This window comes from Colwellia sp. 75C3 (assembly GCF_002836255.1).
Classification (GTDB): Bacteria; Pseudomonadota; Gammaproteobacteria; order Enterobacterales; family Alteromonadaceae; genus Colwellia.
The window spans coordinates 45,877-66,396 of record NZ_PJAU01000057.1; the positions used below are offsets into that span (position 1 = coordinate 45,877).

The following is a 20,520-nucleotide window of genomic DNA, read 5'->3' on the forward strand; positions in this document are numbered from 1 at the left end:
ATGTTACCTATTTGCCGCGAAAAACAACGTCAATTAAGCCGACAATACCAGCAACAAACCTTAGCACATGCCATTCTTATTCAAGGTATCGAAGGTTGTGGTAAAGATGCATTAGCACAATGGTTAATTGAGTTACTAATATGTCAAAAACCGTTGTTAGCACATAGCACAACAGAGCTTGAATCGATTGTTTCTGCCTGCGGGCAATGCAAAGCCTGCTTGTTAAGAAAAAGTGATAGCTATCCTGATCACTTATTGTTGAAAAGCGAGAATAAAACCTTAGGTGTTGACGATATTCGCCGTGGTAATGCATTTCTCGAGAAAACTGCACATTTAGGTAAGGTGAAAACAATATTCATTCCACAAGCCCAGATCATGACGGTTGCTGCAGCTAACGCATTATTGAAAACCTTAGAAGAGCCAAGTGCGAACAGCTATATTGTTTTAATCACAGACGATCTTGATAGCTTATTACCGACAATAATAAGCCGATGTGCAGTGTATGCCATTAGACCAATGGTGGGTGAAGCACTGTTGGCGCAACTTAAGTCATCGAGTCATGGTGAGGTTAAGTTATCAAGTGATGTTTCCTTGCATGAAAGATTAAATGAGAGTGCTTTTGTTAATTTATCCCAATTAGCCGAATTAACCGACGATGCTATTTTTCAAGAGTATCAGACTTTTAATCAATGCTATTTAGATTTTTTATATTTGGGACAAAGTGAAAGTGAAGTTCTCAGTCAACTAGTTGATAATAAACATAGTTTACGTTGGTTAGAAAAAATAACTTGCAATCTAGTCAGGCAATATTATTTAGTCAAAGAAGCCGAGAAAGCAGCATTGGTTGCTAAGCAGGAAATTTCAGCACAGGTGCTTAATCAAATATATCAAGCTATCATCAGTAGTAATAAACTGATAAAGTCTTATACTCAAGCTAACCGACAATTCGTCGGTGAACAGCTTCTTATGACGATAAACAATATCGTTAGACCATCGACATAGGAGACCAACTTGGTCCCATTAAACGTAGAATTTCATTCAGAACGTGATTTATACCTTGCCTTTATGCCCTTTCTTATAGAAGGCGGTCTTTTTGTGCGTACTCCACGCCAATATGATTTAGGCGATGAAGTTGAATTAAATATATTGCTACCCGATGCGTTAGAAGAATCGATCGTTCATGGTGAAGTTAGCTGGTTAACCCCTGTTGGTGCGCAAAATGGTACTCCACCTGGTGTCGGTGTCACTTTTGTTAAAGATCCTGAGAAGATTCGCCATCAAATTGAACAAATAATCTCTCGACATTTAAACTCTTCAGAGCCAACACTCACTATGTAGTTTGGTTTTCTAGTCACTACGACATATCCTTTAGCATTCAAGTGTACGTTGAAACGAGTATCTTGATTGGTAGCGGCTATAAGTGGCAAACATTCTTTTAATAAACCTTTTAAGCACAGGAGCTCCTCGTTGTTTATAGATTCTCATTGCCATTTAGACCGTCTTAACTTATCACTGCATGATAATAATCTCGATAATGTTATTCAGGCTGCAAAAGCGGCTAAAGTAGATAAATTGTTGTGTGTCAGTGTAACGTTAGCTGACTTTCCTGAAATGGCCGCAAAAACAGCTCATTATGATAATGTTCTGCTGACTTGTGGGGCTCACCCTTTAAATCAAGAATATGAAATTATACCAGAGCATTTATTGGCCTTAAGTCAAAATGACCGTGTTATCGCTATTGGTGAAACAGGCCTGGATTATCATTACGCCCCTGAGACTAAAGACCTGCAACTTGATTCATTCAAAAAACATATTCATGTTGCCAAGCAATTAAATAAACCGCTTATTATTCATACTCGCGCAGCACAAGAGGATACCTTGTCGTTATTGCGCAGCGAAGGGGCAGAGCAGGTAGGTGGTATTCTTCATTGCTTTACTGAAAGCTGGGATATGGCTGAACAAGCAATAGCGTTAGGTTTTTATATTTCCTTTTCGGGTATTGTCACCTTTAAAAATGCTACAGCCCTTAGAGAAGTGGCAGCATTAGTACCTGATGATAAATTCTTGATCGAAACTGATGCACCTTATCTAGCACCTGTTCCTCATCGCGGAAAAGAAAATCAGCCGGCCTATGTAGTTGAAGTAGCCAAACACTTGGCAAGTATTCGTGGACAATCAGTTGAAGAAATAGCGAAGCTATCGAGTGATAACTTTAATCGTCTCTTTAACCTATAAATAATTTTGATAGCGTAACCGTTATTTTCATGATTTTTAGTCAAAAAAAAACCCAAACATACGTTTGGGCTCAAGGGTTGGCTCAAGGGGTTTGAGCCGTGCGCTAATTAACCATTATCTGGTAATTAAGATAAAAACATAAACAAAAACAAAACAAAAATAAACTAGGGTTGTAATCCAATTTACTACACCTTAACAGTAATAAACTTACTTCCTGCTAAGCTTGTGATATTAAGTGTAGTGTATGTTTTTTAAATAGCTAATGTTTTTTTATTTATTTATTTACTGCTTAAAATACAAAGGCTTGATGGTTATTTCACACTGTTTATCTATGTTTTAATCTAAGATTACTCACAGTTACAGCACTGCTTTTTCACACGTTTTCCACAGGATTTACACAGCGTCAGCTATAGCTGAGCTTTGGTTTTTTTTTGGGCGTTTATCTGCCTATCTAAGCGAAATCAACCACAGTAAATTTTGTGGTTATTGCACCCGCCATTTTATGTTTTAGGCAATAATGCCAAACTTTCCTCAGCAAAACCGACACCAGCTTCAGTGTAAAAGTTAAATACTTTGTCAATACCGAATTCTTCTAGTTGTAAACGTTCATCATCATAGCGTGCGACAGCGGCAATTTTCCCCTGATAATTTGCAGCATTCAACTGTGTGGTAATACTTATCGCATCTTGTACTGAAGGCAGCGCAAGCAATACTAGCTCAAGTCGTGAAAGATCCATGCTTTCCCAAAAGTGGATATCTTCAGCGTCCCCATAGTAGGCTTCTATACCTTTGTTTGTTAGCCAGGTTATTTTTTCTTTATCGGCATCTAAGCCCCATGCAGGATTAGTGCTATGGCTATTAATGGCTTGATAAGCACCCATGCCGACTCTACCCATACCAATTATTACGATAGGGCGCTGAGATGGTTGACAAAAGTCGTCTTCTTCGAGTTTCGCTTGCCGCTCAAAAAGAGACAAAAAACTTCTGTGTTTAGCAAAGAGTGTATGGGCAAACCTATATAGGATATTGGTTAAAATAAACGAGATGGCCATGCTTAATGCAAGGATCACTAGCCAATCGTTACTAAGCCAGCCTGAACTTACGCTCAAGGCTCCTACAATTAAACCAAATTCACTAAAATTACTTAAAGATAAAGCGCTCAAGAAAGCACTGCGACAACGCATTTTTAATAGGCTGAAAATACCGTAAAACATTACAAACTTTATGGGAATTAATAATATTAATAAGGTTGCTAATCCTAACATCTCTAGTGTTGGTACCGCGGTAAATCCTATAGAGAGGAAGAAGCCTATTAAAAATATATCCTTAAACCCCATCAAAGCTTTACTAATTTCTGTCGCTTTAAGGTGAGAAGCTAAGAACATACCAACAAGTAATGCCCCTAAGTCGCCCTTAATATTAACCAATTCAAATAATTCATAACTACCTAGCGCTAAAAAGAAGCCCATTAATGGAATTAACTCACCATGACCAACATGATTGATCACTCTATTAATAAGGGGCTTTATTAGGAATAAGGCTAATAGTGAAAAGGCCCAAACGGATGGCATTTTTCCGGTAGCGGCAACTAAAAAAGCAACGGCAATAATATCTTGAATGACAAGGATACTAACCGCTAACTTTCCGTGTCGAGTACGCATTTCGCCATTTTCTTCTAATAATTTGATGACACAAACCGTGCTGCTAAAACTCAAGGCAAAAGCAATCAATGCAGCGGTCATTAAGTCTAAATCACTGAAGTAACTCACTGACATCATGGCGAGTACCTTAACAAATGTTATCGTGACTACAATCCAAAGTAAGGTATGTAAAGAACAACCTAACCAAACTTCTGTTTTAAATAGGTTTTTTACATTGAGCTTTAGACCTATGGTAAATAACATGATGGTAATGCCAAGATCACTTAATAGACTTAAGCTTTCATCAGCTTGGTAGCCTGCGATATTTAGAATAAAGCCAGCAGCAAGGAAACCAATGGAAGGGGGCAGTGAGATCGTTTTTGCCCCTAGGCCACAGATAAAAGCGAAAAGTATCCAGATAAAGTCCATAGTATTGCTCTAGTTTATGTTGATTATTAAACAGAAAAGGTTTGATTTTTTGACAAATGAGACGAGATATATTTTAGCACTAACGATAAATTATGAAAAATATTTATCGGATAATATTTTATAATGTACTCACTCTACTTAAGGTAAGTTTACCTTAAAAACAAGCTCTTATACCAATTAAATCAGCTAATATAGCAAGGTTTGTTAAGTGTGAAATTTAATGAGAAAATCGCTTGAATGAGTCATAGCGGGTTATAGTGATTGATAACCTGCTATGTTAATGGAAATTTGATTTAGTTATATTGATTTAGCTACGTTAATTGTCATTTAACGAGCATGTTTTAATGGTTTTCTACGCTTAATCTGCGCACTACTCTTGTAGCCACTTAGTAATTTCCTTATCCATAAAATCACGGATTATTGGCTGTGCTTTTACATTAGGATGTAAATTATCGTTTAGCATTAGCGAAGTATCTATTGCAATGTTTTCCATAAAGAATGGCATCAGATAGGCGCCTGTTTTCTTGGCTACTTTATTATAACTACCAGTAAACATTTGCAGGTATCTGGGGCCTAAATTGGGTGGTATTTGAATTTCCATGAGAGCAACTTTTGCTCCATGTTGTTGGCTTTTAGTAACCAGCAGGCTTAAATGTTTTTGTAATAATTTAACAGGAAATCCTCTTATACCGTCATTACCACCGAGCTCAATTAAGACATGGCTAGGTTGGTGTGTCTTTAGCCAAGCATCTATTTTCAATAAAGCGTTATCGGTAGTTTGGCCACTGATGGCGGTATTAATAATAGTGATGGGTGTGTTATCGTCACTATATTTATTTTGTAACAAATGAACCCATGCTTGAGCTTGCTCAAGACCATAGCCAGCGCTTAAGCTGTCACCAATAAGTAAAATTCTATCATTGGCAACACTTGTAAATGATAGGTTTGTCAGAATTAATATAATAATAAATTTTAGGAAATAACGCGTCATGTCAGTACTTTCTCAGTTAAATGTTATTCAAGTGTCAGGGCTTACTAAGCGTGTAAGTACACTTGAAGGAAGCCTCACTATCCTTAGCGATATTAACTTCACTGTCAAGTCAGGAGAGTCAGTAGCCATTGTTGGCGCTTCCGGCTCTGGAAAATCTACATTACTAAGTTTATTAGCCGGATTAGATATAGCCAGTGAAGGCGATGTACATCTTGATGGTGAGGCCTTAAGTACCCTTGATGAAGAAGCACGTGCTCGGGTTAGAGCAGAGAAAATTGGTTTTGTTTTCCAATCATTTATGTTGGTGCAAAGTTTAACCGCACTTGAAAATGTCATGTTACCCGCAGAGCTTGCTGGCGATCATGATGCCAAAAAACAAGCAATTGAGTTATTAGAGAAAGTAGGGCTTTCACATCGACTTGAACATTATCCTTCACAATTGTCAGGAGGCGAGCAACAACGAGTCGCTATTGCTCGAGCCTTTATCGGCTCACCAAAAATATTGTTTGCCGATGAGCCATCAGCGAATCTTGACAGTAAAAATGGTCATTTGATTGAAACGTTATTATTTGATTTAAACAAACAAAACGGCACCACACTCGTGTTAGTTACTCATGATGAGCAATTAGCAAAGCAATGCCAACGCATCATACACATTGAAGGCGGGCAGCTTGAAAAGATCAGCGAAGGAGGAGCAGCCAATGTGGGTTAAGCTGGCTTTTAAACTCTTCTCACGAGAGTTTCGTCGTGGTGAATTAACCATTATCTTTGCTGCAATCGCGCTGGCGGTGCTCACTGTCTTTAGTTTATCGTCAATTACCGAAAGAATTGGCTTGAATATAGCGCAAAAAAGTAGTGATTTCATTGCAGCAGATCGCCGTTTGTCTAGTAATCACGCCTTTGATGCACAAGTACTAACACAAGCGAATGATTTCGGCCTTGAAACGGCCAAGATGCTCTACTTTGATTCAATGTTGTTTGCCAATGATGAGTTGGTTTTAGGCTCTGTAAAAGCGATAACTGAGACCTATCCTTTGCGCGGAAAAATAACAATCAAAGACAGCCTAACTAGTCCTGATTATGAAGTTGATACGGGTCCTAAGGCTGGTTCAGTCTGGTTGAGTGAAGGTTTATTTTATACCCTTGACTTAAAAATTGGTGATCAGATCGAATTAGGTGCAGGTGTTTTCAACGTCGGTAAAGTATTGGTGAAAGAGCCTGACGCACCATTTTTCTCTTTATCGGGTAATAAACGTGTCCTGTTAAGCTATGACGATATCCCGACAACTCAAGCAGTTCAAGCGGGTAGTCGAGTATTTCATCGTCTTCTTTTTTCAGGTAATGAACAACAACTCAGTGATTATTATACTTGGCTTAAACCAGAACTTAAAAGTAATCAAAATTGGGAAGGCATTAAAGATAGACAATCACCTTTGGGCAATAACTTAGACCGCGCGGAACGATTTTTATTACTCGCCGGTTTATTTGGTATTATGCTAGCAGCGGTTGCTATGGCCGTTTCAGCGAAACGTTATTGTGAACGTCAGTATGATCCCGTAGCTATGATGAAAACACTTGGTGGTAGTCGTAAAGTTATCCGTAATATTTTTCTTTTACACCTTAGCCTAGTAACAACTTTTTCTATTGCTGCTGGCTTAGCGATAGGTTTTATCTTACAAACCATTGGTGCGGATTATTTAGCGACATTTATGGGCACTGAATTACCACAAGCAGGTGTTAGACCTTGGTTATTGTCTAGCTTTATTGGTCTTATTTGCGCGATGATGTTTTCACTTAAACCTTTACTTGATTTATTCGATATTCCGCCACTGCGTGTCTTACGTCGTAATTTAGGCGATACCTTAGCCGTTAGTCGCCTTCACCTTGCGTTATCATTTATTACTATTTTTGTTTTAATGTGGATATTTAGTGGTGAGATTGTTACTACGCTAATTTTGTTTGCTTCTACTTTATTAGTCATTGCCATTTTATTCGGCATATCTCGATTATTATTTGCCGCTGGCCGGAGTTTAGGCCTTCGACCTGGCTCTAGTTGGTCTTTGGCGATAGCAACATTGCAAAAAAGAGCGAATGCGAATGCTATTCAACTGATCAGTTTTGCGTTGGCTATTAAGCTAATGTTATTTTTGGTGGTATTAAAAACCGATATCATAGCCGATTGGCAAATGCAGGTTCCAGCCGATGCGCCTAATATGTTTATCATCAATATTGCTGAAGACGAAGTTACTCCAATTGAACAATTCTTTACTGAAAACAATATTGCCCATGAAGCTTTTTATCCTGTTTTCAGTGGCAGAGTTGATGCGGTAAATGGTGAGAAATTTGCTCGAAGAGTATCAAAGCAAGAGGGTGAAGAAAAAGATGAAGACGCTAAAGAAGGCGTTCGTAGAGAGCCTAACTTAACTTGGTTAGAAACCCTACCTGAAGGTAATGAAATAACGGAAGGGCAATGGTTCTCTGATGAAGCTATGGCTGGTCATGAGATCGAAGTATCCGTTTTTGATGGCTGGAAAGAATCACTTGATCTAAAACTGGGCGATACCATTACACTGTTAGTGAATGAACAACCGATAGAAGCTAAAGTCACTAGTTTCAGAGAGGTTGATTGGGGTACGCTAAAACCTAACTTTGTCATGATTTTAAGTCCAAACATGGCAGGCATGGTACCGGTAACTTATTTCAGCGCAGCACAACTGCAAGATAAGCACACCAAGGATATTAGTCAGTTATTACAGCGTTATCCGACGATAAGTATGATTGATATCAAATCTCAAATTGAACAAGCCCAATCTATTATTGCGCAAGTTTCATTAGCGATTGGTTTTGTTTTATCTATTGTATTGGTCAGTGGTGCTTTAGTGCTTATTTCACAAGTACAAGCCAGTTTGGCTGAGCGTATGCAAGAAGTGGTGATATTACGAACATTAGGTGCTAAAGGTCGACTAATTAAGCTCGCCACGCTTTATGAATTCATGTTGTTGGGCGCTATTTCTGGCTTAGTTGCTGCCATCGTCAGTGACGTTGCTTTACTGGTAATTCAACAGCAACTCTTTAGTATCGAAGGTCGCCTGCATCCTTATATTTGGTTATTAGGACCATTTAGTGGCGCTTTTTTTGTTTCATCTATTGGTTACTTTATGGTTGCAAGAACCATGAGACAAAATACTCAAGGTTTACTAAGAAAGCTTGCTTAATATATATCAGCGCTCCCATACCTCAATTGGGAGCGCTAAATAACTATACCCGCTCGACTTGAAGATGCTCCTGCATTCTCTAATAACACCATCCAACTAGCGTTATTGTCGAAATCAATAACGTAATATACAGCGTTTATAAACCAGCCCTTTGGGGAAAACTGAACATCTGCAAGTGGAAAGGGTATAAATAACTCGTGTTGCGATTAAATCATTTTTAATTAGCAAAACTTAACACTGATAAATCAACAGTTCCTAGTGTAAATTTTATAATTGAGGTATATTGATGCGATAAAATATAAGGAAAATTTTTATGGTTTCAAGTTCAAATCAAAGTTCTATCGCTAAAGCTTTTGTCACTGTTGCTGCAATTTTTATCATTTTTGCGGGCATTAAAATTGCGGCGAGTATATTAGTACCTTTTTTACTCTCTATATTTATCGCAATCATCTGTAACCCATTAATTAATAAAGCCAGTGCATTGAAAATACCGAAAGCATTTTCTATCATCTCTGTTATTGCCGTTTTTGTCTCCATGGCTGTTTTTTTAACGGGCTTAGTGGGCAGTTCGTTGAATGAACTCTCTACGCATATACCTCTATACAGAGCACAACTCAAAGAGCAATTTGCTTGGTTAACAGACTTTCTTAGCAGCCACGATATTAAACTCTCTTCATCGATAGTAACTGAATATTTTGATCCTGCAGCAGCGATGGGATTAGCCGCTGAAATGTTATCAAGTTTTGGCTCAGTGATGACAAACCTATTTCTGATCATCTTAACCGTCGTCTTTGTATTGTTTGAATCGTCTTCTTTTTCTCATAAGTTACATTTAGCGCTAGATGACCCGCAAATGCGCTTGAAACAAATTGAGCGATTCCTTTCTTCAGTTAACGATTATATCGCCATTAAAACGTTAGTGAGTATTGCTACTGGCTGTATCGTTTCGCTGATGTTATGGGCTTTTGGTTTAGACTTCTATTTATTGTGGGGCGTGTTGGCCTTTTTACTTAATTATATTCCCAATATCGGTTCTATCATTGCTGCAGTACCACCAATGACATTAGCTATTTTACAACTGGGTATAGGAGAAGCTGGCTTAATAGGTTTAGGTTTTATTTCAATTAATATGATCATGGGCAATATTATTGAGCCTAGGTATCTTGGCAAAGGTCTCGGCTTATCTACGTTAGTGGTTTTTTTATCACTGATTTTTTGGGGCTGGTTGCTTGGCACTGTCGGTATGTTATTAAGTGTACCGCTGACGATGATATTAAAGATAGGTTTAGAGAGTTCACCAGAAGGTCGATGGTTAGCAGTGTTATTAAGCGATGAAGATGAGCTGGTTGATAAAACCGAGCAAGCTTTACTTGATTAGGTAACAGAAATGGCTCTAAACCAGTCTCAAGAGGACGTTTGAGTAGTCATCGCTCATTCGTCCTAAAACAACTTCAAATAGAGTAAATAACTAAGGAGTAGGATTAGTTGTTTTAATGTTACTGAGCGCGGTTATCCTGCTTTGACTTAACATCACGTAACACGTTTTATAGGCCAAATCTGCACCTCTTTCAGGGGATATTGCCAGATATTGCCAACGACAATCATTTTCCCTGTAAGTAATAAAATTACTTTGCGATCGCTTAAACATCTTTAATGCCGAGTAACGACCATTAACTAATGCTTTTTCTTCCAAATTAAAGGTATGTAAATTTACCCAGGTTTGTAATTCTCGATCAACAAAGGATATAACGCTGTCTAAACAACGAGACAGTGGCGCAAAGGATATTTTTTCAGCATTTTGTTGACGACACTCTTCAATGCTTTTTGTCGCATTAGCAGGTGATATCATCAATAAATGACAGAAAAGTGTGGCGACTAAAAAGGTTTTATTACGGATCATTTTACGGTTATATACTCTAGTTATTACAAAGAAAATTGTTCTTAACGCTAATTTTACCAGAGAACAGTAAATATTAGCGTTAAGTCTAGCTGATAATTAGCTTAATCTACGGTTTTTATTAGGCAGGTAATACTTTTTTATAAGGTTTTACCGTCACTTTTTTATAAACACCGGCACTGATGTACGGGTCTTGGTCTGCCCACGTTTGCGCGGCTGTTAAACTATCAAATTCGGCAACAATTAATGAACCGGTAAATCCAGCTTCACCAGGATCTTCACTATCGATGGCAGGGCATGGGCCTGCAATTAACAACTTGCCTTGATCTTGTAAGTCTTTTAATCGTTCAATGTGCTTATCGCGAACAGATAGGCGTAAGCTGAGTGAGTTTTCAACATCTTCACTGTAGATAACATAAAACATGACGTGTATTCCTTTAAATAATAAATAGGGTTAACAAATTGTAAACGGATAATTTAATTAGAAGTATTATTTTTCTCATCGATAATCGTGTTGCTTTCATTCTCATCTTCTTCAAGAGGCAAATACTTATATAGCAATAAAATAGACGTAATAGAAAAGATAAACATTAAGCCGGTTAAACCAAATACTTTAAAATTAACCCAAGTATCTAGATCATAATTAAAAGCAACGTAGTAATTTAAGCCTGCGCAAAAGAGAAAGAATAGAGCCCAAGCAGCGTTTAATCTTGACCAAATGTTTTCGGGTAAGGTTAACGACTCACCTAAAAATTCCTTAATGATATTCTTATTGAATAGGGTATTGCTCACTAATAATGCACCCGCGAAAAAGGCATTAATAATAGTCACTTTCCACTTAAGAAAAGCATCATTTTGCAAATAAATAGTCAGGCCGCCAAAAACAACTATCAAGCCGAAGATTATCCATTGTTTCGCCGGAATTTTCTTTTTCATAACCATGAAATAAATGATTTGTAAAAAGGCGGCGATAATTAAACTGCCTGTAGCCCAATAAATACCAGCGATTGAATTAACAATAAAAAAAATAACGAGGGGGAAGTACTCAAGGAATAACTGCATATAATACCATTGTTCAAAGTGAGCCTAAAAGTGACTATAAAAGTGAAGTTAAACGCTATTTTAACAATCACGATACGGGAATAAGGCAATTTTAACGAATGCGAGTTTAATAGCCAAGCTTATATTTACTAATTGGTGAACTATAAAAATTTTATTTCACCATTGTCATTGATCTTCATCAACGAACAGGCTTTACGTAATTGTACTTTGATAAGCAGCAAGGTACTTTAACGTCAAGTTCAATTACCATAGATAAATCACTCTCATGACAGCAGACAAGTTATTTTACCAAGAACAAAGCAATGAAGTATCATTGTTTACTTATGCTTTTGAACACCAACTTCCCGTATTGATAAAAGGGCCAACAGGTTGTGGTAAAACACGTTTTGTCGCCCATATGGCAGAAAAGCTGAATAAGCCTTTATACACAGTTGCGTGTCATGACGATTTAACCGCGGCAGACTTAGTCGGCAGACACTTAATTGGTCCTAACGGTACCTATTGGCAAGATGGCCCTTTAACTCGTGCAGTACGTGAAGGCGGCATTTGTTATTTAGATGAAGTGGTCGAAGCACGTAAAGATACTACCGTGGTTTTGCATCCACTTGCCGATGACCGCCGTATCCTGCCTTTAGAGCGAACAGGAGAGCTACTTGAAGCTGCACCAGGTTTTATGTTGGTTGTTTCTTATAATCCTGGTTATCAAAACTTACTTAAAGGTATGAAAGCCAGTACCAGACAACGTTTTGTTGCTTTACGGTTTGAATACCCTAGTGCAGAGCTTGAACAGCAAATTTTGATAAAAGAAGCTAAAGCTGAACCTCATTTAGCCTTTAAATTGGTTGAACTAGCAGGGGCTTTACGCCGATTAGAGCAAAATGATTTAGATGAAGTTGCCTCAACACGTTTACTTATTTACGCGGCCCGAATGATAAGTTCAGGTATGGACCCATTAGAAGTTTGCCGCTGTTGTTTAGCTGAACCCTTATCTGATGATCCTCAAACGGTACAAGCCTTGATGGATGTTGCCAGAATTTACTTCGATTAGTTGTCCTAGCCATTTTATGAACAGTTCATCAATTTCGACAGCACTTCCAAATAAAGCACGGTCAGATAAAAAATTACCAGGTGATTTAGCCATGTGGTTTTTTATCTTGGCTGAACTTACTGTCTTTGCCATTTTCTTTATTGGCTTTGCCGTAAATGAACAACTAAACGAAGTAATGTTTAGCCAAGGTAAAGCGCAATTGCATCAAACGTCAGGCTTAATTAATACTATTGCGTTAATAACCAGTAGTTACTTTGTCGCGTTGGCACTTTCGGCCATGCATAGAGCACAAGCTAAAAAATCGGTGCTGTTATTACTCACCGCTAAATTTTTTGCTGTCATTTATATTTGTGTCAAAGTTTGGGAATACACCTCGTTATTTGATCAAGGTATAACAATTGAAACGAATACATTTTTCACCTTATATTTTTTAATTACTGCTTTTCATTTAATGCACGTTTTATTAGGTATGGTGATTTTAGCGTTTATTGCGCACAGTGCTTGGACAAATAAATATCAACATAACGACCTCTCTGCTTTTGAAGCAGGAACGAGTTATTGGCATATGGTGGACTTATTGTGGATTATTCTATTTCCATTGATTTATGTTATTTAATCGAAGCTAGTTAATGAACAAGGTAATAAATAAGGATAAAGTAGTGCAAAACAATAGCATCGTTAATGCGGCAACAAAGAGTTGGCTAGTACTTATTGTCTTGAGTGTTATCGCTATTTCGTTATCTGAATTTATTGATAATAGAAGTTTATACATTATCAGCGCGTTAATTATTGTAGTTATAAAAGGTCAACAAATCGTTGATGTTTTTATGGAACTTAAGACCGCGCCCAAATTTTGGCGTGTGTTATTTTTAAGTTATATTGCGCTGCTACCATTAATTATAACCGTTATATATTTAAGCTAACTGTATTGTAGCGGGTATATATTACTCGTCATAAGTAATTAAACGAATCAAGGAGGAAAGCATGATTAATAGAAATCCCAGTCCTAGTGGAACCTTTGCCATTATTTGTCAGTCGTTATACTTAGCTAACTTACTCCTTTTACCTGGTATTTTCTTTTTAGTATTACTTTATTATTATCGTCAATACCAGCAGCAAAAAGCTCACAATGAAGGTATCGAAGACCACGCAGGTAATAATAAAATAAGAAGTCGAAATCTAGGTATAGGCAAGATTCACCTGATAAGAAGTATACAACTTTCAGTCATCGCGGGTATTTTACTTGTGGTAATACCGTTAGTTGTCATCTATTTCACCTCGCAACTACAAACATCAATCATGGTGGGATTAGTTTATTTTGTCACGTTACACGCTGGCTTTGTTCTTATTGGTATGTTGAATTTATCTCGTGCAATGGCAAAAAAGCTCCCTATGTTTTAATATCCTTTATTCACGTTTCACTCTATAGTTTAATTAACATGCTTTAAGGTCGATGAACTAAATGAATAGAATTGATGATTTCGATCGTATAGGAGGACGAGCTAGCTTGATCGCTATTAACAAGGTATTTTACGACAAGGTTTATCAACACCCGTGGTTGAAACAGTACTTTCTCAATATTCCTCAGCAGCATATTGAAGATCAGCAAATTGATTTTATGCAAAAGGTCTTAGGTGGAGAAAATCTATATATTGGTAAAGCACCACCAATAGCACATAGTCATATGTTTATTCCCGATGAGTTATTTGATGTAAGAAAACAGCTACTTATCGAGACCTTTAGTGAAACTAATACCCATCCTGATCTAATTGATAAATGGTTAAACCTTGATGAATCTTTTAGACGGATATTAGTAAAAAAATCTTCCGCTGAATGTAAACCCCGCTTTACCACCGATCCTATTCTAAATTTTGATAAACCTAAATAATATCAATTAAATTATGACCTACTTGTGCGGGCAAAAATATAACAAGGCTGCATTACTCTTAATCCCAATAGCACGCTACTCTTTAATTGAGCGCCTACCTTAATTTAATTTAATTTATTTTATTTTCTTTTCGCATAACCAGATCACAAACTAAATGAAGCTGGTATAACCTTCTATTGACCCACATCACAGCAATCGATAATTTTATTGATACAATCTTACTACTATCTATTTAAATGAATGAAGTACGGCTATGGAAGAGTGGGTTGGTGGACTTTGGCATAAATATATTACTCGTAAAGCAAACCCCGAGTTTGATGAGGCACGGGTAAATTTTGATCAAGTAAGTAAATCCGTCGCGATGGTTTTTAGAGCCTTAGGTGGTGATGTTGTTAAACGCGTTGAAGCGGCAACAGGACGCGAATATTTAACACGTAAAACCTTCTTGCAAAAAATATCAGGAGATAATCAACTCGTTAGTCTTGCTTGGCAAGATGAAGAAAGCTTACGCTTACCTGAATCATTAGCTGTTTTTAATGACAAAACGCTTAATTATGACCTTTACATTTGGCTCGCCGTTTTAGCTGCTCATCATAATGGCAGTTTTCGTCACTGGGCTAAAGACAATCAAACGTTAGTCGTCGATGTACTCGAGAAATTTCCTGCGCTGCACAACCGATACCGCCGCTTAGCCAAAGCATTCGTAGCGATGCGACCGCCATTAGATAAATTGCCCCCAATAGAAAGAACGATGGAGCAGTCTATTCAAAATGCCATCTTAACCCCTGGATCGGTTAATGAATTCCCTGTGGTAAATTTTGCTCCCCAAGCGGTCTGTTTATGGCTTTATCCGTCCGCCAATAGTGATGATGTTTTTGCGCCCGAGAGCGATGAAGATGAACTGTTAAATGATAGTGAAGATAAAGACGCAGAAAAAAAATCAACCAAAAAATCGACTAGTTCACGAAAAAAGGCTGAGCGCGTTGACTCGCCAGATAGTCGTGGAGGCATGATGATTTTTCGCCTAGAAAGCTTATTTTCATGGAGTGAGTTTTCTAAAATGGATCGTGGTACGGATGACAGTGATGAAGACGAGGAGGATTATCAAAGTACGATTGATGATCTTGATAAAATTACCTTGACCAAAAAACAAGAGCATCAAAAAAGCGGTCAAATAAAAATAGATTTAGATTTACCTTCGGCGTCTCAAGATGATATTCCACTAGGAGAAGGTATAAAGTTACCTGAGTGGAATTATAAAACGCAAACCTTACAAGAAGACCGTTGTTTATTACAACCAATGTTACCTCGTGATTCGACACCAGCTAAATTACCGATAAAATTACAAAAAACAGCAAAAATGATCCAGGCACAGTTTGAGCAGTTACGTAGTGTAAAGTATTGGATGAAAGCTCAACCGCAAGGGGAAGAGCTTGATCTCAATGCCTGGCTTGATTTTCATGTTGAGAGTAGGACGGCAGCTACGGCGGAAAAAGGCTTATTTCAATCATATAGAGGTAACAATCGTGATTTATCTTGTTTGTTATTAGCTGACTTATCAATGTCGACAGATTCTTACTTAGACAATGATAATCGTGTTATTGATGTAGTGCAGGAGAGTTTATTACTCTTTGGTGAAGCATTACAGGCGGTAGGTGATAATTTTGCCATGTATGGTTTTTCTTCAGTAAAACGCAGCAATGTTCGCTTTACTATGCTTAAAAACTTTAATGAGAAATATAATGATCATGTCAGAGGGCGTATACAGGCAATCACTCCTGGTTTTTATACACGTATGGGGGCGGCTATACGTCAAGCAACTAAGGTCATAAGTGAGCAAAAAACAGCGGATAAGTTATTGCTTATTTTAACTGATGGTAAACCTAATGATATCGATCACTATGAAGGTCGTTTTGGTATTGAAGATACTCATCAGGCAATTAATGAAGCAAAACGCCTAGGCATCAAACCTTTTTGTATATCGATAGATGTTGATGCACAAGAATATTTACCTTACTTATTTGGTAATGATGGTTTTACTCAAATATTAAGGCCGGCGCAATTACCTATACGTTTACCGCAATTGTACCATCAGTTGACTTCACATTAGCTGCTATTAAACGAATATGAATAAGGGAATAGTATGAGCCAAACGACTAAAACGTGTTTGTATTGTCAATCTGAAAACACTTGTGAAGGTGAAAATAAACAATGTCGACACTGTGGTATGGAATTACCTATAAAACACCCAAATGATAGAAATATTAAGGTAAGATTTTTTGTTAAAGCTTTTTGGCTGATAGCACTATTCTGCCTGGTTATGGTCTTTTATTTACCCCGTTAAAATATTTCATCTCTGCGTTATGGTAAAAGCAGCCAAAGCAGCCAATTTTGTAACACCTTAAAAAGTGTAAGGAAAAGTTATTTTTTCTTGCGCTTTTTTGCTTTTATTGCTACCAAAAAAAAGTGTTGTTTTTCAAATGACTTATCTTTTCACGACAAAAAATAACAATGTTTATCAGTGTATTACGTAATAGTTGTATTTATTTTTCTACTTTCTTGCATTACGGTAAATCTGTCATATGCTTTATGGCACAAGGTAAAATAATAATAAATACGGATATGCATCAAAATGATCAAATTTCCCAGTGACTTAACAATTGCTCAGGTAGACGAGTACCAAGCTCAAATTCTTCCACTAATAGATGACCAAGATGTGATAACCATTGATGACAGTGAGTTAGCGCGCATTGATACTATTGGTGTGCAATTTATCCTTGCAGTTGTTACCTATATTATTGCCCAAGGTAAAGAAATTAAGTGGCAATCCAAATCAAGCGTCCTAAAAGAAAGCATTCAACAACTTGGCATCAGTGATGCCATTTTATTGCAATACATCATGGATTAAAGTCTTTGTATTTATTATTAAAATATAAACATCCAGAACTTCGAAGTATTAACCTCTGAGGAAACCAGTATGACTAAAGTGTTAGTTGTTGATGACTCAAACTCAATAAGAGACATGGTCAGTTTTACCCTAAAAAGTGCCGGTTACCAAACCGTCGAAGCTAAAGATGGTCAAGATGGTTTAAGTAAAGCGCAAACCTGTGATTTTGACTTAGTTATTTCAGATGTAAATATGCCAAATATGGATGGTATTAGTTTATGTACTGAACTACGAAAGTTAGCTAACTTTAAATTCACTCCTATTTTGATGCTAACAACAGAAAGCTCTACCGATATGAAAATGCGTGGAAAAACGGCTGGCGCAACAGGGTGGTTAGTGAAACCGTTTAATCCCGAAAAATTATTAGCCACCATTAAACGTGTGGTTAAGTAACATTGTTGGCATCAATGTCTGTTCAATCGTTTTAGTACATCTATCGAACTTATCTTAAGTACCTATTATATAAGTACTTTGTTGTGGTAATTTCCCTGGTTTTGACAAGGAAAGAGTAGGTAATCTGTTATGAGTGTCGATTTATCACAATTTATTCCAAGTTTTTTAGAAGAAAGCTTTGAAGGACTCGAGTTGATGGAGTCCGGACTATTAGATTTAAAACCGGGTGACAATGAGACTATTCACTCAATTTTTAGAGCTGCTCATTCGATCAAAGGCGGTGCTGGTACCTTTGGTTTTGATAGTGTTACCGAATTTACTCATTTAGTCGAAACCTTACTCGATGAAATGCGAGATAACCGTCGAGAAGTAACCAGTAAAGATACCGAAATATTACTGGACTCGGTCGATTGTATGCGTTTGTTGATTGAAGCCGCTCGCGATGATGAAGATTACGATCATGACAAGGTATCGAAAACCTCGGCAAGATTATCTGAAACCTTAGGTGAACAACAATCAACCGAAGGTGACAGTGAAATTGAACATGATGATAGTAAAAATGGTGGCAGTGGTTACCACATCAAATTTATTCCTGAGCATAGCTTAGCTAAAACGGGTAATGATCCCATCTTCCTTTTTAGTGCGTTAGCTGAGCTGGGCGAGTTAACCATTTGTGCTAACACCGAAGAATTACCTGCATTGATGGATATTGATGCACAAGAGCTCTACTTAAGCTGGCAATTAACGCTTATCACAGAAGCAGAAGAAGCTGAAATAATAGAGATTTTTGAATGGGTTGAAGATGAATGTTTATTGGAATTAGAGCCGATAACAGATATATCTGATGAAGAGACTAGTCAAAACTTAGCAGAGGATGTTAATTCAGACGTTAATCAATCAGCCGGCGCTCCCCAATCAAACAATGTCGCCAATCAAGAGCCTCTTGATAGTAATGAAGTAGCTGCAGTCGTTGAAAATAAAAATAAAGAAACTAAAGGTAAAGCAAAAGCCGACTTAGGCTCAATTAGGGTTGGTGTCGATAAAGTTGATAGTTTAATTAACTTAGTCGGCGAGCTAGTTATCACTCAATCTATGTTGTCCGAATTAGGCAATGATTTTGACATGAGTAAAGTTGAACGCCTGACCAGTGGTCTTGAACAACTTTTACAAAATACCAAAGAATTACAAGAAAGTGTCATGCGTATCCGTATGCTGCCTATCAGTTTTGCTTTTAATCGCTTCCCTCGACTTGTACACGACTTAGCCATAAAGACGGGTAAGGAAATGGAGTTAGTGATTAGTGGTGAACAAACCGAGCTAGATAAAACGGTAATGGAACAAATTGGTGATCCATTAGTACATCTAGTAAGAAATGCTGCCGACCATGGCATTGAATCTAAAGAAGTTAGACTTGCGAGTGGTAAGCCAGAGAAAGGCACCATTTCATTAGATGCTTATCATCAAGGTGGCAATATTGTTATTGAAATTAAGGATGATGGCGCAGGTATCAATACAAAAACAGTGTTAGATAAAGCCATTGATAAAGGCCTTATAGACGCCAATGCTACCTTAACGGATAGTCAGGTTTATGATTTATTATTTGAGCCTGGATTTTCTACGGCGGCTGAAGTTACTGATATATCGGGCCGTGGTGTGGGTATGGATGTCGTAAAACGTAACATTCAATCATTAGGAGGCAGAATTCAAGTTGAATCTGCTTTAGGTAAGGGCAGCACTTTCAAAGTAAACCTACCTTTAACACTGGCAATATTAGACGGCCAGTTAGTCAAAGTGGGCACTGAAACATACATTATTCCACTTATTTCAATTGTTGAATCACTACAAATTGATAATACCCTCATTAACCGAGTTTCAGGCGATATGGTTCTTTATCGATTACGTGATGACAATGTTCCTGTTTTACCGGTATATAAGATGTTTCATTTAGAGACAGAATGCACAGAAATTGATAAAGCATTACTGGTTGTAGTTGAAGCTGATGGGCAAAAAATTGGTTTGATGGTGGATGATTTGTTGGCTCAGCAACAAGTGGTAATAAAAAGCTTAAATGATAATTATCAGCAGGTTGCAGGGATATCCGGCGCTACAATTCTCGGTGATGGCTCTGTCGCAATGATACTAGATATACCAGGAATGATAATGATGGCATTAGAGCAAGCTCAAAAAGCCCAACGGCTAAGAACTGATGGAACTAGCCATATCGCTGAGGAGGTCTGTTTATGAATATACAAGCTATGGCACAAGATGTTCCTGTGGAAGGGGAGCACTCAGTCGAAGGTATTGACTTTATTACCAGCGGTGATCAATACCTAACTTTTCTCTTAGCAGAAGAACAATATGCGGTCGATATTTTGTGTGTTGAAGAAATAAGAAGTTGGGAGCAGCCAACAAAAATTCCTAATGCACCAAGTTATATAAAAGGTGTCATTAATATGAGAGGAATAATTGTTCCCATCGTCGACTTACGACTTAAGTTTAGCATTGGTCACGCTAATTATTTAGAAACCACGGTAGTGATAGTGCTTACTTATCAAAGCGAAGACAGATCACGCACTATTGGTTTTGTTGTTGATGCTGTTTCCGATGTGCTCAATGTTGAACAAGCTGATATTAAACCAGCACCAGCATTTGGCGGCTGTGTAGGTCAGCAATATATTGATGGCTTAATTAATAGTGAGAATAAGGTGGTAACAGTTCTTAATGTTGCTCATTTACAACAAGTAGAAAAGCATAGATTGCAAAGTTAATGTTTAT

General features: G+C 37.5%; 22 protein-coding genes. 17 read left to right on the forward strand and 5 right to left on the reverse strand.

Features of this window, described 5'->3' with window-relative positions; all coding sequences use genetic code 11:
• The 3 genes from CXF85_RS16360 to CXF85_RS16370 all read left to right on the forward strand — a co-directional run bounded on the left by CXF85_RS16360 (position 1) and on the right by CXF85_RS16370 (position 2,235).
• Entirely contained in the window at positions 1-1,002 is a 1,002-nt protein-coding gene (locus tag CXF85_RS16360; protein ID WP_101229715.1) for a DNA polymerase III subunit delta', read from the forward strand.
• Between the two features lie 9 nt (positions 1,003-1,011).
• The gene (locus tag CXF85_RS16365) at positions 1,012-1,338 is read left to right on the forward strand and encodes a PilZ domain-containing protein (RefSeq protein WP_101229716.1); all 327 of its coding nucleotides are present in this window, start codon (positions 1,012-1,014) and stop codon (positions 1,336-1,338) included.
• A 129-nt stretch (positions 1,339-1,467) separates the two neighbouring features.
• Positions 1,468-2,235 (forward strand): TatD family hydrolase, encoded by a 768-nt coding sequence (locus tag CXF85_RS16370; protein ID WP_101229717.1) that lies wholly within the window; start codon positions 1,468-1,470, stop codon positions 2,233-2,235.
• Positions 2,236-2,735: 500 nt separating this feature from the next.
• On the opposite strand, the gene CXF85_RS16375 is transcribed toward CXF85_RS16370, so the two are convergent.
• Both CXF85_RS16375 and CXF85_RS16380 read right to left on the reverse strand, forming a co-directional pair.
• On the reverse strand, positions 2,736-4,304 hold the full coding sequence (locus tag CXF85_RS16375; RefSeq protein WP_101229718.1) for a cation:proton antiporter family protein: 1,569 nt from the start codon (positions 4,302-4,304) through the stop codon (positions 2,736-2,738).
• A gap of 370 nt (positions 4,305-4,674) precedes the next feature.
• Entirely contained in the window at positions 4,675-5,295 is a 621-nt protein-coding gene (locus CXF85_RS16380; protein ID WP_101229719.1) for an arylesterase, read from the reverse strand.
• On the opposite strand from CXF85_RS16380, the gene CXF85_RS16385 reads away from it, so the two are divergent.
• The 3 genes from CXF85_RS16385 to CXF85_RS16395 all read left to right on the forward strand — a co-directional run bounded on the left by CXF85_RS16385 (position 5,294) and on the right by CXF85_RS16395 (position 9,888).
• Complete coding sequence (locus tag CXF85_RS16385; RefSeq protein ID WP_101229720.1) at positions 5,294-6,007, forward strand: ABC transporter ATP-binding protein; 714 nt, start codon at positions 5,294-5,296, stop codon at positions 6,005-6,007. The two genes, CXF85_RS16380 and CXF85_RS16385, sit on opposite strands and share 2 nt — an antisense overlap.
• Positions 5,997-8,510 (forward strand): ABC transporter permease, encoded by a 2,514-nt coding sequence (locus CXF85_RS16390; protein ID WP_101229721.1) that lies wholly within the window; start codon positions 5,997-5,999, stop codon positions 8,508-8,510. Before CXF85_RS16385 ends, CXF85_RS16390 begins: the two co-directional genes overlap by 11 nt.
• A 313-nt stretch (positions 8,511-8,823) precedes the next feature.
• On the forward strand, positions 8,824-9,888 hold the full coding sequence (locus CXF85_RS16395) for an AI-2E family transporter (RefSeq protein WP_101229722.1): 1,065 nt from the start codon (positions 8,824-8,826) through the stop codon (positions 9,886-9,888).
• Between the two features lie 90 nt (positions 9,889-9,978).
• Here the strand turns inward: CXF85_RS16395 and CXF85_RS16400 are convergent, their stop codons facing one another.
• The 3 genes from CXF85_RS16400 to CXF85_RS16410 all read right to left on the reverse strand — a co-directional run bounded on the left by CXF85_RS16400 (position 9,979) and on the right by CXF85_RS16410 (position 11,469).
• Complete coding sequence (locus CXF85_RS16400; RefSeq protein ID WP_101229723.1) at positions 9,979-10,410, reverse strand: lysozyme inhibitor LprI family protein; 432 nt, start codon at positions 10,408-10,410, stop codon at positions 9,979-9,981.
• A gap of 118 nt (positions 10,411-10,528) precedes the next feature.
• Entirely contained in the window at positions 10,529-10,831 is a 303-nt protein-coding gene (locus CXF85_RS16405) for a YciI family protein (RefSeq protein WP_101229724.1), read from the reverse strand.
• Between the two features lie 53 nt (positions 10,832-10,884).
• Entirely contained in the window at positions 10,885-11,469 is a 585-nt protein-coding gene (locus tag CXF85_RS16410) for a septation protein A (protein WP_101229725.1), read from the reverse strand.
• Positions 11,470-11,734: 265 nt separating this feature from the next.
• Between CXF85_RS16410 and CXF85_RS16415 the strand changes: the two genes are divergently transcribed.
• The 11 genes from CXF85_RS16415 to CXF85_RS16465 all read left to right on the forward strand — a co-directional run bounded on the left by CXF85_RS16415 (position 11,735) and on the right by CXF85_RS16465 (position 20,513).
• Entirely contained in the window at positions 11,735-12,517 is a 783-nt protein-coding gene (locus tag CXF85_RS16415) for a CbbQ/NirQ/NorQ/GpvN family protein (RefSeq protein WP_101229726.1), read from the forward strand.
• A 16-nt stretch (positions 12,518-12,533) separates the two neighbouring features.
• Positions 12,534-13,133: a cytochrome c oxidase subunit 3 family protein gene (locus tag CXF85_RS16420; RefSeq protein ID WP_232771240.1), complete on the forward strand. Its 600-nt coding sequence runs from the start codon at positions 12,534-12,536 to the stop codon at positions 13,131-13,133.
• Positions 13,134-13,176: 43 nt separating this feature from the next.
• Positions 13,177-13,440 carry a cytochrome C oxidase subunit IV family protein gene (locus CXF85_RS16425; RefSeq protein ID WP_157829123.1) on the forward strand — a complete coding sequence of 88 codons (264 nt, stop codon included), beginning with the start codon at positions 13,177-13,179 and terminating at the stop codon, positions 13,438-13,440.
• A gap of 61 nt (positions 13,441-13,501) precedes the next feature.
• Complete coding sequence (locus CXF85_RS16430) at positions 13,502-13,918, forward strand: hypothetical protein (RefSeq protein ID WP_101229728.1); 417 nt, start codon at positions 13,502-13,504, stop codon at positions 13,916-13,918.
• 61 nt (positions 13,919-13,979) lie between these two features.
• Positions 13,980-14,405, forward strand: a complete 426-nt coding sequence (locus tag CXF85_RS16435) for a group I truncated hemoglobin (RefSeq protein ID WP_101229729.1) — start codon at positions 13,980-13,982, stop codon at positions 14,403-14,405.
• Positions 14,406-14,658: 253 nt separating this feature from the next.
• Positions 14,659-16,515 carry a nitric oxide reductase activation protein NorD gene (locus tag CXF85_RS16440; RefSeq protein ID WP_101229730.1) on the forward strand — a complete coding sequence of 619 codons (1,857 nt, stop codon included), beginning with the start codon at positions 14,659-14,661 and terminating at the stop codon, positions 16,513-16,515.
• A gap of 33 nt (positions 16,516-16,548) precedes the next feature.
• On the forward strand, positions 16,549-16,749 hold the full coding sequence (locus CXF85_RS16445; RefSeq protein ID WP_101229731.1) for a DnrP protein: 201 nt from the start codon (positions 16,549-16,551) through the stop codon (positions 16,747-16,749).
• A 288-nt stretch (positions 16,750-17,037) separates the two neighbouring features.
• Entirely contained in the window at positions 17,038-17,313 is a 276-nt protein-coding gene (locus CXF85_RS16450; RefSeq protein WP_101229732.1) for an STAS domain-containing protein, read from the forward strand.
• Between the two features lie 69 nt (positions 17,314-17,382).
• Positions 17,383-17,745: a response regulator gene (locus CXF85_RS16455; protein WP_101229733.1), complete on the forward strand. Its 363-nt coding sequence runs from the start codon at positions 17,383-17,385 to the stop codon at positions 17,743-17,745.
• Positions 17,746-17,874: 129 nt separating this feature from the next.
• Positions 17,875-19,989: a chemotaxis protein CheA gene (locus CXF85_RS16460; protein WP_101229734.1), complete on the forward strand. Its 2,115-nt coding sequence runs from the start codon at positions 17,875-17,877 to the stop codon at positions 19,987-19,989.
• Complete coding sequence (locus tag CXF85_RS16465; RefSeq protein WP_101229735.1) at positions 19,986-20,513, forward strand: chemotaxis protein CheW; 528 nt, start codon at positions 19,986-19,988, stop codon at positions 20,511-20,513. The genes CXF85_RS16460 and CXF85_RS16465 overlap by 4 nt, the downstream gene beginning before the upstream one ends.
• The last annotated feature ends 7 nt before the right edge of the window (positions 20,514-20,520 follow it).

What these genes read in the sequence shown, in the direction of transcription:
- CXF85_RS16360 (WP_101229715.1), top strand. Translation starts at nt 1, where the DNA reads ATGTTACCTATTTGCCGCGAAAAACAACGTCAATTAAGCCGACAATAC.
- CXF85_RS16375 (WP_101229718.1), bottom strand. Translation starts at nt 4,304, where the DNA reads ATGGACTTTATCTGGATACTTTTCGCTTTTATCTGTGGCCTAGGGGCA.
- CXF85_RS16385 (WP_101229720.1), top strand. Translation starts at nt 5,294, where the DNA reads ATGTCAGTACTTTCTCAGTTAAATGTTATTCAAGTGTCAGGGCTTACT.
- CXF85_RS16380 (WP_101229719.1), bottom strand. Translation starts at nt 5,295, where the DNA reads ATGACGCGTTATTTCCTAAAATTTATTATTATATTAATTCTGACAAAC.
- CXF85_RS16390 (WP_101229721.1), top strand. Translation starts at nt 5,997, where the DNA reads ATGTGGGTTAAGCTGGCTTTTAAACTCTTCTCACGAGAGTTTCGTCGT.
- CXF85_RS16395 (WP_101229722.1), top strand. Translation starts at nt 8,824, where the DNA reads ATGGTTTCAAGTTCAAATCAAAGTTCTATCGCTAAAGCTTTTGTCACT.
- CXF85_RS16400 (WP_101229723.1), bottom strand. Translation starts at nt 10,410, where the DNA reads ATGATCCGTAATAAAACCTTTTTAGTCGCCACACTTTTCTGTCATTTA.
- CXF85_RS16405 (WP_101229724.1), bottom strand. Translation starts at nt 10,831, where the DNA reads ATGTTTTATGTTATCTACAGTGAAGATGTTGAAAACTCACTCAGCTTA.
- CXF85_RS16410 (WP_101229725.1), bottom strand. Translation starts at nt 11,469, where the DNA reads ATGCAGTTATTCCTTGAGTACTTCCCCCTCGTTATTTTTTTTATTGTT.
- CXF85_RS16415 (WP_101229726.1), top strand. Translation starts at nt 11,735, where the DNA reads ATGACAGCAGACAAGTTATTTTACCAAGAACAAAGCAATGAAGTATCA.
- CXF85_RS16420 (WP_232771240.1), top strand. Translation starts at nt 12,534, where the DNA reads ATGAACAGTTCATCAATTTCGACAGCACTTCCAAATAAAGCACGGTCA.
- CXF85_RS16430 (WP_101229728.1), top strand. Translation starts at nt 13,502, where the DNA reads ATGATTAATAGAAATCCCAGTCCTAGTGGAACCTTTGCCATTATTTGT.
- CXF85_RS16435 (WP_101229729.1), top strand. Translation starts at nt 13,980, where the DNA reads ATGAATAGAATTGATGATTTCGATCGTATAGGAGGACGAGCTAGCTTG.
- CXF85_RS16440 (WP_101229730.1), top strand. Translation starts at nt 14,659, where the DNA reads ATGGAAGAGTGGGTTGGTGGACTTTGGCATAAATATATTACTCGTAAA.
- CXF85_RS16445 (WP_101229731.1), top strand. Translation starts at nt 16,549, where the DNA reads ATGAGCCAAACGACTAAAACGTGTTTGTATTGTCAATCTGAAAACACT.
- CXF85_RS16450 (WP_101229732.1), top strand. Translation starts at nt 17,038, where the DNA reads ATGATCAAATTTCCCAGTGACTTAACAATTGCTCAGGTAGACGAGTAC.
- CXF85_RS16455 (WP_101229733.1), top strand. Translation starts at nt 17,383, where the DNA reads ATGACTAAAGTGTTAGTTGTTGATGACTCAAACTCAATAAGAGACATG.
- CXF85_RS16460 (WP_101229734.1), top strand. Translation starts at nt 17,875, where the DNA reads ATGAGTGTCGATTTATCACAATTTATTCCAAGTTTTTTAGAAGAAAGC.
- CXF85_RS16465 (WP_101229735.1), top strand. Translation starts at nt 19,986, where the DNA reads ATGAATATACAAGCTATGGCACAAGATGTTCCTGTGGAAGGGGAGCAC.